Annotated in this window: 12 protein-coding genes and 3 pseudogenes; 8 read left to right on the top strand and 7 right to left on the bottom strand. The window is 43.0% G+C overall.

Going from position 1 to position 13,117, the window contains the following annotated elements; genetic code table 11:
- Positions 1-75 precede the first annotated feature (75 nt).
- Both CBF27_RS02100 and CBF27_RS02105 read left to right on the top strand, forming a co-directional pair.
- Positions 76-1,458 (top strand): annotated as a pseudogene (locus CBF27_RS02100) (sucrose-specific PTS transporter subunit IIBC); the annotation flags it as partial.
- A 19-nt stretch (positions 1,459-1,477) separates the two neighbouring features.
- Positions 1,478-2,863, top strand: coding sequence for a glycoside hydrolase family 32 protein (locus CBF27_RS02105; protein ID WP_126811886.1), 1,386 nt, complete (start codon positions 1,478-1,480; stop codon positions 2,861-2,863).
- 93 nt (positions 2,864-2,956) lie between these two features.
- Here CBF27_RS02105 and CBF27_RS02110 read toward each other — a convergent pair whose 3' ends face one another.
- The 5 genes and pseudogenes from CBF27_RS02110 to CBF27_RS02130 form a co-directional block, all read right to left on the bottom strand.
- Positions 2,957-3,325, bottom strand: coding sequence for a YccF domain-containing protein (locus CBF27_RS02110; RefSeq protein ID WP_126811888.1), 369 nt, complete (start codon positions 3,323-3,325; stop codon positions 2,957-2,959).
- 169 nt (positions 3,326-3,494) lie between these two features.
- Complete coding sequence (locus tag CBF27_RS02115; RefSeq protein WP_170174974.1) at positions 3,495-3,956, bottom strand: ASCH domain-containing protein; 462 nt, start codon at positions 3,954-3,956, stop codon at positions 3,495-3,497.
- A gap of 119 nt (positions 3,957-4,075) precedes the next feature.
- Entirely contained in the window at positions 4,076-5,026 is a 951-nt protein-coding gene (gene efaA, locus CBF27_RS02120) for an Mn/Fe ABC transporter substrate-binding lipoprotein EfaA (RefSeq protein ID WP_126811892.1), read from the bottom strand.
- Positions 5,027-5,045: 19 nt separating this feature from the next.
- Positions 5,046-5,870: pseudogene (locus CBF27_RS02125) on the bottom strand (metal ABC transporter permease); the annotation flags it as partial.
- Entirely contained in the window at positions 5,860-6,612 is a 753-nt protein-coding gene (locus CBF27_RS02130) for a metal ABC transporter ATP-binding protein (protein WP_126811896.1), read from the bottom strand. The pseudogene CBF27_RS02125 and the gene CBF27_RS02130, both read right to left, overlap by 11 nt.
- Positions 6,613-7,234: 622 nt before the next feature.
- Here CBF27_RS02130 and nrdD point away from each other — a divergent pair.
- Together nrdD and nrdG are read left to right on the top strand one after the other, a co-directional pair.
- Entirely contained in the window at positions 7,235-9,367 is a 2,133-nt protein-coding gene (nrdD, locus tag CBF27_RS02135) for an anaerobic ribonucleoside-triphosphate reductase (RefSeq protein WP_425469914.1), read from the top strand.
- 63 nt (positions 9,368-9,430) lie between these two features.
- Complete coding sequence (gene nrdG / locus CBF27_RS02140; protein WP_126811900.1) at positions 9,431-10,063, top strand: anaerobic ribonucleoside-triphosphate reductase activating protein; 633 nt, start codon at positions 9,431-9,433, stop codon at positions 10,061-10,063.
- A gap of 235 nt (positions 10,064-10,298) precedes the next feature.
- Here nrdG and CBF27_RS14565 read toward each other — a convergent pair whose 3' ends face one another.
- Together CBF27_RS14565 and CBF27_RS14570 are read right to left on the bottom strand one after the other, a co-directional pair.
- Positions 10,299-10,433 carry a transposase gene (locus CBF27_RS14565; RefSeq protein ID WP_425469915.1) on the bottom strand — a complete coding sequence of 45 codons (135 nt, stop codon included), beginning with the start codon at positions 10,431-10,433 and terminating at the stop codon, positions 10,299-10,301.
- 278 nt (positions 10,434-10,711) lie between these two features.
- A pseudogene (locus CBF27_RS14570) lies at positions 10,712-10,864 on the bottom strand (transposase); the annotation flags it as partial.
- A 293-nt stretch (positions 10,865-11,157) separates the two neighbouring features.
- On the opposite strand from CBF27_RS14570, the gene CBF27_RS02155 reads away from it, so the two are divergent.
- The 4 genes from CBF27_RS02155 to CBF27_RS02170 form a co-directional block, all read left to right on the top strand.
- Positions 11,158-11,364 (top strand): hypothetical protein, encoded by a 207-nt coding sequence (locus tag CBF27_RS02155; RefSeq protein WP_126811902.1) that lies wholly within the window; start codon positions 11,158-11,160, stop codon positions 11,362-11,364.
- Positions 11,365-11,544: 180 nt separating this feature from the next.
- Positions 11,545-11,856: a PadR family transcriptional regulator gene (locus CBF27_RS02160; protein WP_126811904.1), complete on the top strand. Its 312-nt coding sequence runs from the start codon at positions 11,545-11,547 to the stop codon at positions 11,854-11,856.
- A gap of 12 nt (positions 11,857-11,868) precedes the next feature.
- On the top strand, positions 11,869-12,498 hold the full coding sequence (locus CBF27_RS02165) for a DUF2812 domain-containing protein (RefSeq protein WP_126811906.1): 630 nt from the start codon (positions 11,869-11,871) through the stop codon (positions 12,496-12,498).
- Positions 12,499-12,842: 344 nt separating this feature from the next.
- Positions 12,843-13,117 (top strand): transposase (locus CBF27_RS02170; RefSeq protein ID WP_148112273.1); only part of this gene is annotated, 275 nt, incomplete at its 3' end.

Below are 13,117 nucleotides of genomic sequence, written 5' to 3' on the forward strand. Positions count from 1 at the left end.
GGGACCGGTCCCTCATGTTGACTTTAACCCTTTTGAGGGACCGGTCCCTCAAAGAGAAAAAGAGGAGGAAAGATGATGGAGAACAGGGAGATAGCGCAGCAAGTCATTGAGGCAGTTGGGGGCAAGGGCAATATTCGCAGTGTGGCACATTGCGCTACCCGCTTAAGAGTGATGGTCGCAGATGAAGGAGCAATTGATAAGGAACGTATCGAAAATCTGGACAAAGTCAAAGGCGCATTTTTCAATTCGGGACAGTACCAAATAATTTTTGGGACAGGCACTGTCAATAAGATTTATGAAGAAGTGCTTCAATTGGGAGTAGGTGAGCAGCCGAAAGACGAAGCCGCAGCCAGACCACAAGAAGGTAATGTGTTTAAACGCACGATTCGAACATTTGGCGATGTCTTTGTGCCGATTATCCCGGTGTTGGTGGCGACCGGTTTGTTTATGGGATTGAGAGGTCTGCTGACACAGCCGGAAATTCTAGGCTTGTTCGGGCTGTCGCCGGAAGCAATTAATGCCAACTTTTTACTATACACACAAGTTTTGACGGATACTGCATTCGCTTTTCTTCCGGCTTTGGTGGCATGGTCGACTTTCAGAGTATTTGGCGGCAGTCCGGTTATCGGAATTGTGCTTGGGTTGATGCTGGTCAGTCCGTCTCTGCCTAATGCGTATGAAGTTGCTGCCGGCAGCGCTGAAGCTATTATGTTGTTTGATTTTATTCCTATTGTAGGTTATCAAGGCACTGTTTTACCGGCATTCATTTCAGGGATTATCGGAGCAAAGCTCGAGAAAAAATTGCATAAAATCGTACCTGAGACATTCGATCTGCTGGTGACACCTTTTGTAACACTACTGATTATGAGTGTGTTGTCATTGATGCTGATTGGTCCGGTATTTCATTCATTTGAGAACGTGGTCCTCAATGCAACGGAATGGATTTTGGCTTTGCCGTTTGGATTGGCAGGGTTGATTATAGGCGGTTTGAATCAAGTAATCGTTGTGACAGGTGTCCATCATATCTTCAATTTTCTGGAAGTGCAGCTGCTGACTAATACCGGAAGTAATCCTTTTAACGCTATTATTACTTGCGGGATGGCAGCTCAAGGGGGAGCGACGCTGGCAGTGGGCTTAAAAACAAAATCCAAAAAATTGAAAGCATTGGCATTTCCATCAGCACTTTCTGCGCTTTTGGGTATCACTGAGCCGGCCATTTTCGGTGTGAATCTAAGGTATGTCCGCCCGTTTTTCATGGGCTTGATCGGAGGCGGTGTCGGCGGTTTTCTGTCGAATATGATGGGCTTGTCAGGTACAGGGATGTCTATCACCGTGATACCGGGAATTCTTTTGTATCTCAATGAGCAGTTGATTCCGTACATCTTTATCAATCTGGTTGCTATCGGTGTTGGTTTTATCTTGACGTATCTATTTGGTTTCAAAGACGAACAGTTAGAAGGAATGTAGGAGAGGTGTTATGTTAGACGGCAATGTCGAAAAATCGTCCTATCCGGTAACGTATCACGTGACACCGGTCAAAGGTCTGCTGAATGACCCGAATGGGCTGGTAGTGTTTAAAGGGGAGTACCATGTATTCTATCAGTGGAACCCAACCGGCACGACACATGAAAACAAAGTGTGGGGGCATGTTGTTTCCGACGATATGGTCCACTGGCAACGGCTGCCTGCTGCACTTGTCCCGTCTGAGGACTATGATAAAGACGGGATTTACTCTGGTTCGGCAGTCGTTCATGAAGAAACGATGTATGTGTTTTATACAGGCAATGTGATAGAAAAAGACGGCACCCGAAAAAGCTATCAGTGTCTGGCCCTCTCTGAAGACGGCCGGCATTTTGTGAAACAAGGTCCGATTTTTCCGCATCCGGCTGGCTATTCCAGGCATGTGCGGGACCCGAAAGTTTGGTTTGATGATGAGCAGTCCAAGTGGTATTTGCTGTTAGGCGCACAAACAGATGACGGAAAAGGGACAGCGCTGCTTTATTCATCAAGAACTTTACGGGATTGGCAGTTGTTGGGCGAGTTTTTTTCAGAAGAAGAGCTGAAAAAACTGTCGCAGCGCGGCTTTATGTGGGAGTGTCCCGATTTCTTTTATATAGGAGAAGCTGCTTTTTTCCTTTATTCCCCTCAAGGCATTGAGGAAGAAGGTGACTGTTATCAAAATATTTACCAGTCGGTCTATTTAAAGGTAGAGTCATTAGCAGCAGGTGCTGTCATAGCCGACAGTTTGATGTATGAGCTGGATTGGGGCTTTGAATTTTATGCGCCGCAAACATTTTTAACCACAGACGGCCGACGGATGTTGTACGGCTGGATGGGTGTAATGCCACCGGCGAAAGAGCAGGCGGTTCCGACTGTTAAGGAAGGATGGCTGCACCATCTGAGCATACCGCGTCAATTAGACACCAGAGATGGTTTGCTGATACAGCAGCCGGCAGCAGAATTGAAACAGCTGAGAGCAGCACACAAACAGGTTGATTTATCCGACAGCTGGCGCTATTGTCCGTCTATAAGTACTGTTGAATTAGTGTTTTGCTTTGATAGCGAGGCGGAAGATATGACTGTTCGTCTGCAAGGAGAGACTGCAATCACATATAGTCGCGACAGCCGGCAATTGTCATTATCAAGGCGGGACTGGCTGGCGCAACGGACGGAATACCGCAACACCACACTTGACCGTCCATTGACGGAGCTCAGGGTGTTTCTGGATGGCTCCAGTTTGGAATTATTTGCAAATCACGGGGAATCAGTTGCCTCAGCCCGATTTTTTGAAGACGGTGAGTTGGAGATAGTCTATGAAGGTTGCAACAAAGGAAACGCAGTGATACATGAGTTGAAGTTGTAAAAAAATATGCTTCAGAAACAGATGGCAGAACTGCCTAAAACACCCTTCTTGTCTATAAACAAGAAGGGTGTTTTTAAAAGGTATTGCAGTCTGCTACCTAACGTTTATTACCTGCGCACCAAACGGCATAAGCGCAAGTCTAGCCAGTTTGAATGATTGTTTGCCGAAAGGAATTCCAATAATCGTCAGGGACAATAGAATTCCGCTAATCAGGTGGGTAACCGCCAAAGGAAAACCGCAGACAATCAGCCAGATGATATTGACCAGCAGTGAAAACGAGCTGGTACCGTAAATCACTTCTTTGCCGAATGGCCAAAAGGACAGTTCAGCGAACTTGAAACACTGCAGGCCTACCGGGATACCGATAATCGTGATGCACCAAAGAAGACCAGCTATAATCCATGCTAGTCCGCCGGCAAAGCCGCCAAAAACAAACCAGATGATGTTGCCTAAACAGCCCATATCAAAGCCACTCCCTTTCAAATAAGTCAGTCATATGCACTTTTTTTCTGACCGAAACATGAAAGCTGCTGGAGCGAATGAGAATCGGACAGTTGCACAAACTAATAATACAACAAATTGCTGCAGAAAACTATCCTGTTTGTGTCCGGTGCTTGTATTCCGGTGTGCGTCAGACAGTCGTCGGATAGACTACGACAAACGTTTCAAACACCACTAAATCGTCTTCAGTAAACTCTTTTTCCAGCTCAAGGGTATGGTACTTCGAGAAAAAGTGCCAATGTGTGTTGCGCCAATATGTCAACGACAAGTCGCCTTCTCCCTCTTTTTCAGCGTGACGAGCGGTGATTTCCCGAAAAGGCAGGATGTCAACGTCAGTGTTTTGAATAACGCAGAGCGGCTCTCCTTGGCTGTTCAGGACGATTTGATAGTCGCCTTTTTCCGGCAGGGGTTCTTCTGCATAATGATCATAGGCGCCGGATGTTCCTGTTTTCTTTCCTGATAACACCAGCTGCCCTAATCTATCGGCCATCTCCGCGCTGTCTCCAAATGCAAAAGCGCTATATGCGGTGCCGGCAGGCATACCTTTTGACTGGCAAAAACTGCGCCAGTATTTATCTATTGTCTGGGACATCTTACACACCTCCATATCTGTATGCAGTCTAGTGTACCACAAAAGAGTATGGTTTTCTTTACCTCCGCCGCCAATTAAACGGCAAAACGCCATGTGCAATCCGCACATGGCGTTTCCTGTTAATTTGCCAATCCGTCATGGATTTTTTCCAAGTTCCATTTCATCATGCTGTAATAACTGTCGCCCTCCTGCCCTTTTTTGGCGATGGAATCCGTAAAGACTTCGCTGAAAATCGGCAGGCCCGTTTCTTTTGCGAGACGTTCCATACTGCGGCGGTCGACGGAGGTTTCCACAAAGAGTGCAGGGACATCAGATTGCTTGACGGTATCAATGATACGTTTCATTTGTTCAGGCGTCCCCTGGTTCTCCGTATTGATTTCCCAAATATATGCCGCTGTCAGACCGTATGCTTTCGAGAAATATTTGAAGGCCCCTTCGCTGGTCACTAGCAGTTTTTTGGATGCCGGAATGTCGGCAAATTTTTTCTTGGCCGATTCATCCAGTTCAGTCAACTTGTCAATATAGGCTTGTGCGTTTTTCTGATAAGCAGACGCATTGTCCGGGTCTTTTTCAGAAAATATCCGGGTAATCTCTTTCACATAGGCAATGCCGTTGGAAATATCCAGCCAGGCATGAGGGTCCTCTTGATTTGTGTTGCCTTCGCTTGTCAGATACATTGGTTCGACTTTCCTGCTGACTGCAAAATAATCGACACCGTCTTTCTTATGCGCAGTTTCCATCAGTTTCTCAAACCAGCCGTTTCCTGTTTCAAGATTCAGTGCATTGTAGAGAATCACATCCGCATCGCTGGCTTTTTTTATATCTTCCGGCAGCGGTTCATATTCGTGCGGGTCGGTCCCGACTGGCACGATGCTGTGCAGCGAGATATGGGTGCCGCCGACTTGCTGGGCCATATCGCCGATAATCGAGTTCGTGGCGACGACGCGGAGCTTGTTTTGTTCATGCGTACTGCTTGTTTGCTGACTATTTTTGCCGGGCGTGTTGCTGCATGCGCCTAGTATGAGCAGGCAGATGCCGGCTAATACCCATTTGCTTACTGTTTTTATCATGCTTTTTTTCCTTTCTGAATTGAGATACAAGTCCTTTTTTAGGGGAGAATAGAAATGCAATCAAAAAGAATGCCGCTGCGGTCAAGACGATCGTGGCTCCTGACGGCAGATTGTAACTGTAACTGAAAAACAGCCCGATGACGGCGCTGAGCACACCGAATGTCACTGACAGGCCAATCATTTTCGGCAAACTGTTTGTGTACTGAAAAGCTGTGGCTGCCGGTGTAATCAGCATGGCGATGACGAGAATGGTCCCGACCGTCTGTAAAGATGTGACAGCTACCAAAGTCAAGAGAAACATCAGCATGTAATTGATCAGGGTCACATTCAGTCCGTAAGCCTGGGCCATGGTTGCATCGAAGGAGGTCAGTTTGAGTTCTTTGTAAAACAGTGTGACCAAAATCAATACAATGGCGCCTACACCTGCAGTCAGCATCATATCCGAGTCTCTCACGGCCAGCACATTACCGAACAAAATATGATACAAATCAGTCGCACTTTTCGCAAAAGATATCAACACGATACCCAGTGCAAAAAAGGTACTGAAAACAATGCCGATAGCCGTATCATTTTTCAGCTTACTGTGTTTTGTGACAAACCCGATCAGTGCCGCTGACAACAGCCCGAAAATCGTTGCCCCGAAGACATAACTTGCCCCCAGCATGTAAGAAATGGCCACACCGGGCAATACCGCGTGGGAAATGGCGTCACCCATCAGCGAGATACCTCTTAAAATAATGAATGAGCCAATGACCCCTGCAATCATTCCGACCAGTACAGAGGTAACTAATGCGCTTTGCAGAAACTGGTAATTCAGCAGTCCATCAATAAATTCATTCAGCATGTCGGTTTCCTCCTATTCTCGCCATATCCACGATTGAATCGCCGTAAGCGCGCATCATGTGTTCAGCGGTAAAGACATCGTCGACTGTTCCGGAAGCAATCAGCTGCTGGTTCAACAAGATGAGTTCATCGAAGTAGTCGCGTACTTTGTGCAAATCATGGTGGACGATAACAATGGATTTTCCTTCATCCCTTAAATCTTTCAGTAATGAGATGATGATGCCTTCGCTCGTTGCATCAATTCCGGCAAAAGGCTCATCCAGAAAAATCCAGTCAGCTTCCTGCGCCAGTGCGCGGGCGATAAACACACGCTGCAGCTGTCCGCCGGAAAGCTCGCCGATTTGGTTTTTAGCGTACTCCGTCATACCGACTTTTTTTAAACATTGCCACGCAAGCGCAGCTTCATTCTTTTTCGGTCTGCGAAAGAGTCCTAATTTTGGATAGGTGCCAAACATCACCACACCGAGCACATCCACCGGAAACGAGAGATCGATATCTTGCCTCTGTCCAACATAAGCGATATTTTTTTGCTGCTTAGTTATGGGAGCGCCAAGACAAGTGATTTCTCCGCTCGTCCGAGGAATCAGGCCCAGAATACTTTTGAGCAGTGTTGATTTTCCGGCACCGTTCGGCCCGATGACACCAGTCAGTTTATGTGGTGAAACCGTCAATGAAATATGGTCGAGGGCTATTTTCCCTTGATAAGCAACAGATAAATCATTCACTGTAAGGTTATTATTCATTTTAGTTTCCCTTCTTTTTAATTTAGGTTAACCTAAACTTTTTTCTAAAACTATCTTAAACCAAAAAATAAAAAATTGCAACTAAAAACAATAATTATTCTCAATTAGCTTGTGCGGCGTGTTTTGTCAGTTGAACAGTCAAGGCATTGGCTGTATTAAATGACAGCCTTGCATCGGCTGTTGTTGGAAAGCGAGCCATAATCAATGTTATCTTATAAGGTATTTCAAAATAAAAAAACATGATTTTAGGTTGCGGGGCAGGGGTTGATTGCGGTTGTTTTTTGTAAATTATGTCACAAAAATTGAACCAACCAAGACCTGCTGACGATGGTTGAAAAAAAGATTTAGTGTGATAAAATAAAGGATGTGTTTTTTAATTGAACTGAATAACGAGCATTAATCAGCCCGTCCCACTGTTTATGACCGTTGGATAAGTTATCATCTGACCACTATATATAGATAGTATTCTGTTTTTTAAGAAAAAGAATACAATATATAGTTGAATAAATACAGTGGATGGGCTATTATTATATGGTAAGCTTTAGGAAAGGATGATTGGAGCATGCTGGAAATATCTCGTTCGAAAAATACAGTTGTCTACTTCAGTTCAAAATTACACAATATGAAGGTCATCAAGAGAGATGGCCGCGTTGTTGATTTTGATGATGAAAAAATATATAACGCTTTGGTCAAGGCGGAAATCAAAATAAACGGGGGACTGGACCCGCTGGCGCAGCAGCGCATCGAAAACATTGTCGACCGCGTCAATTCGGAAATTGCCGACCGTTTTCAGACAGATGTGAAGATTTATGAAATACAAAATATCGTGGAGCACACACTGCTGGATAATCAGGAGTACGAGCTGGCCGAAGAATATATCAACTACCGGACATCTCGTGACTTCGAACGCAGCCGCGCGACCGATATCAACTTCACTATCGGACGTCTTTTGCATAAAGACCATACACTGGTTAATGAAAATGCCAATAAGGATAGTGATGTGTTCAATACCCAGCGGGATTTGACTGCGGGAATTGTGGGGAAATCCATCGGTCTGAAGATGCTGCCGGCACATGTAGCCAACGCGCATCAAAAAGGCGATATTCACTATCATGACTTGGACTACCATCCATATGCGCCGATGACGAACTGCTGCCTGATTGATTTCAAAGGCATGTTGAACAACGGATTTAAAATCGGCAACGCAGAAGTGGAATCGCCTAAGTCGATTCAAACGGCAACGGCACAAATTTCGCAGATCATTGCCAACGTTGCTTCCAGCCAGTACGGCGGCTGTTCGGCTGACCGACTGGATGAACTGCTTGCGCCTTTTGCGGAGAAGAATTATCAGAAGCATTTGAAGGATGCGGCCGCTTGGATTGAAGATGAAGCCAAGCACGATGAGTACGCCAAAGCAAAAACGCAGAAAGATATTTATGATGCGATGCAAAGTCTGGAATACGAAATCAACACACTCTTTACCTCAAACGGTCAAACACCGTTTACGTCTCTGGGATTCGGACTGGGGACGAGCTGGTTCGAGCGGGAAATTCAGCGGGCTATTTTCCAAATCAGAATCAAAGGTTTGGGGCAGGAACACCGGACAGCAATTTTTCCAAAACTTATTTTTACTATTAAAGACGGCGTCAACCTGAAACCGGAAGACCCGAACTATGACATTAAACAGCTGGCACTGGAGTGTGCGGCGAAACGGATGTATCCGGATGTTTTGAACTATGATAAAATCGTTGAATTGACAGGCAGTTTCAAAGTGCCGATGGGTTGCCGGTCATTCCTTCAAGGCTGGAAAAACGAGCAGGGCGAAGAAATCAACTCCGGCCGGATGAACTTAGGTGTTGTGACGCTGAACTTGCCGCGGATTGCTCTGGAAGCGGCCGGGGACAAAGAAAAATTCTGGTCACTGCTTGAAGAACGGCTGGGTATTCTGAAAGATGCGCTTGTTTTCAGAATCAAACGCTGTCGTGAAGCAACACCTGCGAATGCACCGATTCTATACATGTATGGTGCCTTTGGCGAACGCCTCGGCAAGGCTGATTCCGTGGACGAACTCTTCAAGAATAAACGCGCCACAGTTTCTATGGGCTATATCGGTCTTTACGAAGTGGCAGCTGCTTTTTATGGCGGCGACTGGGAAGAAAATGCCGAAGCCAAAGAGTTCACATTGGACATTTTAAGAAATCTGAAACAGCATGCAGACGATTGGGGCAATGAGTACGGCTATCATTTCAGTGTCTACTGCACACCGAGCGAAAGTCTGACTGACCGTTTCTGCCGTATGGATACCGAGAAATTCGGCGTGATTGAAAATATTACCGATAAAGATTACTACACAAATAGTTTCCACTATGATGTCAGAAAAAATCCGACACCATTTGAAAAGCTGGATTTTGAAAAGGATTATCCGCAATACTGCTCAGGCGGATTCATACATTATTGTGAATACCCGGTATTGCAGCAAAACACGAAAGCACTGGAAGCTGTCTGGGATTACTCGTATGACAAGATTGGTTATCTGGGTACCAATACACCAATCGACCATTGTTACAACTGCGGTTACGAGGGCGACTTCACACCGACAGAAAAAGGATTTGAATGTCCGCAATGCGGTAACAAAGATCCAAAATCTTGCGACGTCGTAAAACGGACATGCGGCTATCTGGGGAACCCTCAGGCACGCCCGATGGTTCACGGCCGTCATAAAGAGATTTCATCACGAGTGAAACATATGAAGTAAGAAAAAGGGTACAGCGATGTACCCTTTTCATAATGATAAATTTTTATATAGGAGGCCATGACGATGCGTCAGCCAAAACCAAAAGAATGGCAGTCTAAAGACTACAGTCAGCAACGTATCGCAGACTACAAGCCGTTCATGTTTGTAGACGGAGAAGGTGTCCGTTGCAGCATTTACGTCAGCGGCTGTCTGTTTGCCTGCGAAGGCTGTTTTAATAAAGCAATACAAAATTTTAAATACGGTACTCCGTATACAAAAGAGTTGGAAGACCAGATCATGGCGGACATCGGGCATGATTCCGTCCAAGGACTCACGCTTCTCGGTGGTGAGCCGTTTCTGAACACAGATGTGTGTCTGTCACTGGTTAATCGGTTGCGTCGGGAGTTCGGTGATAAGAAGGATGTCTGGTCATGGTCAGGTTACACGTTTGAACAACTGCTGGAAGAGACTGATGATAAACTGGCGCTTTTGTCGAAAATAGACATTCTTGTTGACGGGCCTTTTGAGCAGGACAAGCTGGATTTGACCTTGCAGTTTCGTGGAAGCAGCAATCAGCGGATCATCGATGTGCCAAAATCACTGGCAGCCGGCAAGGCAGTGATTTGGGATAAATGTCTCGATAGTCACAAGTACAATCAGCCATCGCCCATAAAAAAAAGAAAAGAGACCGTTGCGGATACGCGCAGGGATTATTAAAAGCTGGGGCGTACTGTTAAAGCGGGAAAAATTCATGATGTTTTTCAGTATCGCTCTTTCAGCTCTAGTTGTTTTTTTTACGCTGATACTTCCGCTGTTGTTGCAGTTTGTGTTTATCAAAATAGCCAGAAGGTTCAAGCAATTTTTAAGGTTATCTGTCAAATAGTGTTGATCAGACAAAAACTACATAAAACTCAGTCAATCGGTGAAGAATCCTCTTCACCGATTCTGTTATTTAATTGTAAATAAACCCTTGAATGATATAGATATGTTCGCGTAAATGATAAAAGCTACTATAATCAAATGACACGCGTTTAATCAGTTTGATTTTACTGTTAATCCCTTCTGTAATACCGTTAAAATAGTTTATTGGTACCCATTCGTAATCCCCACGCCCCCCTTTTTTAAAATTTCAACTTCCGTTTGAACCATTTTGGCAAAGGGTCGTCTATTGACTCAATGACATCAGAGAATCCTTTGGCATCTAGCTTCTTTCGCTAATAATGAACTAACTGGGCAGTATCGTAAGCTGTGTTCAAAACAGAATCATACGACAGTGATTCGTCAATAATATCTTGAGGGTACATTTCGCGTTTAAAGAGCCGATGATAAGTACTATTAGTGAGAGAAAGCTTATCGGAATCTTTTTTAAAGCAGTTTCCAATAGCATTTCAACCGGCGATATTTTTTCTGACTCTCTGACTGCTGTGTGCGAAATTGATTCATGATTTTGATTTGTAATTGGTTGAAGGCACGATTAATGTGTTGAACGATATGAAACCGGTCGATGATTATTTCAGCATTGGGAACACTTTTTTAATCAATTAGCCATAACTGGCAATCATATTCATGACCAGATACTTCACCTTCAATCGTGCTTTTCTGGAATAACGCATAAAGTGCCCGATTAGCTTAGTCAGACGGCGGTCTTCAAGTGTTTCGAGCAGTTTATTGGTTTATCCATCCACAAATTCGCTTATCTTTCTGTCTACTTAAGTATAACCCTTCCATTACACACCTTATTTTTATTGTCTAGTCCAGTGTAGCCTGTCCATTTGGGCTTCACTCGATTTTCAGTAAGAGGTAAGGACAAGGTGAAAAACGAATTAGGTTTCGCCTTTATGGCAGTTAATCTGAGAAAGTTAACTGCTTATCAGCGGACAAATCTCTTAGATAGACAAAAAAATAAGGAAACCAACATCTTTTTATCGATGTTGGTTTCCTTTTTACTATTTTTGAGACTTATGGGTCAGCCTCTTTCTCCATGGGAAGAAATTGAAAATCTATTCAAAGCAGGATAGACAATAATAAAAAAGTTGGGAGTGTCTGTATTTTTTTTGAAACTTTGCAACACAACCCCCTATTGAACATATGATAATACTTGACTTTCTAAAACTATACATATAAACTATATATAGTTCAACTATATATAGTTCAACTATGTACAGTCTAACTATGCTATTGAAAATGGGGGAACATACATGAGTAGAAATCTACATTTACCTTTAACTGAAACAACTTTCTACATTCTTTTAGTTTTAACCACTCCTGCTCACGGATATGCCATTATTCAAGAAATAGAAAAGCTGAGTAACGGATTAGTAAAAGTGGCAGCAGGAACCATGTATGGCGCAATTGAAAATTTACTTAAGCTAAATTGGATAGAAGAAATTCCGAGTGGGGAAAAAAGAAGAAGAGTTTACAAAATTACTGACATAGGAGAAGAAATTTTGATATTAGAAATAGAACGCTTGAAAAAACTTGTTAAACTATCTTCTGAATTAGGATATTAGGAGGGAATATTTATGAAAAAGTTTAGACTTTTCTTATCTCTAGATAAAGAAGAAGAATGGATTAATGCTATACAAGAAACTGGATATGAATTAGTTTCTGTTAATTCCGTAATTCCTATATATACTTTTATGAAGCTGTCTAGTAAAGAAACTTTAATTCCTTATGTTCGTCTTGATTTTAGAGAAAAAAGTATGAATAAGACAAACTATGAAGATTATGTAACACTCTTTTCTGATAGTGGGTGGAAATTAATAAAAGGAAGTCGCAGTGGAGGTAGTCAATATTTTCAACAAAAACGCCCTGACGTAACAAGAGAAATCTTTTCTGACAAAGATTCTCAAGAAAGTGTGAAGAGAAGATATGTAAAATTTTGTTATTCATACGGTTTTTTATTTTTATTGTACTTTTATCTTTTCTATAGAAATCAATCTGGCAACCTAAGTAACTTATTAGACTTCAAATCATGGTATCTAACTCCTAATATCTGGAATTTAAAAGGGCATAGTTTTTTGTTTGCTTTTCTTTTTGAAACACCGTTTGCTTTATTACGTGTAACACCACCATTTATCTTTCTATTTTTAGGAATTTACTACCTTATGCGTGCTATGATAAACGACGATTTTAAAGTGAAAGAAGAATAAAAAAAGAAACTCTTATTGCAATTCCTTTTTCATTCGTTCTTATTAATTAGAGTATATTTGATTGAACAAACGCAAGCGGGTAATAAGTGACCGTCTATTTTTATTTAACACTTCCAGATATACTTGATTTAATAAGTTTATCGGCTCTTTGTCAAATGGTGTTGTTGAGTTAGATTCAACTGAATAATTAAGTTTTGTTATAGGCCCTTAGGGGCCTTATTTTTTTAGGCAGTTTCAATAATATTCTGCTGGATAAGAACACGTAACTTTTGGACAGGCTACACTGGACTAGACAATAAAAATAAGGTGTGTAAACTATAATAAAACACACTGGAGGAATCATCATGTCAGAACGCAGACCGAGACGGACATTTACCAAGGAATTTAAACAACAAATGGTGGACCTGTATCGTTCAGGAAAGCCACGTTCAGAAATCATTCGAGAGTATGATCTTACCGGTTCTTCATTCGATCGTTGGGTCAGACAAGCCGATACTAGCGGCTCATTTAGCGAAAAAGATAATCGTTCGCCCAAAGAGGAAGAGCTGATCAAACTAAGAAAAGAAAATATGAAACTGAAAATGGAAAATGATATTTTAAAGCAAGCGGCGCTGATATT

Source organism: Vagococcus acidifermentans (assembly GCF_003987655.1).
GTDB classification, from domain to species: Bacteria; Bacillota; Bacilli; order Lactobacillales; family Vagococcaceae; genus Vagococcus_B; species Vagococcus_B acidifermentans.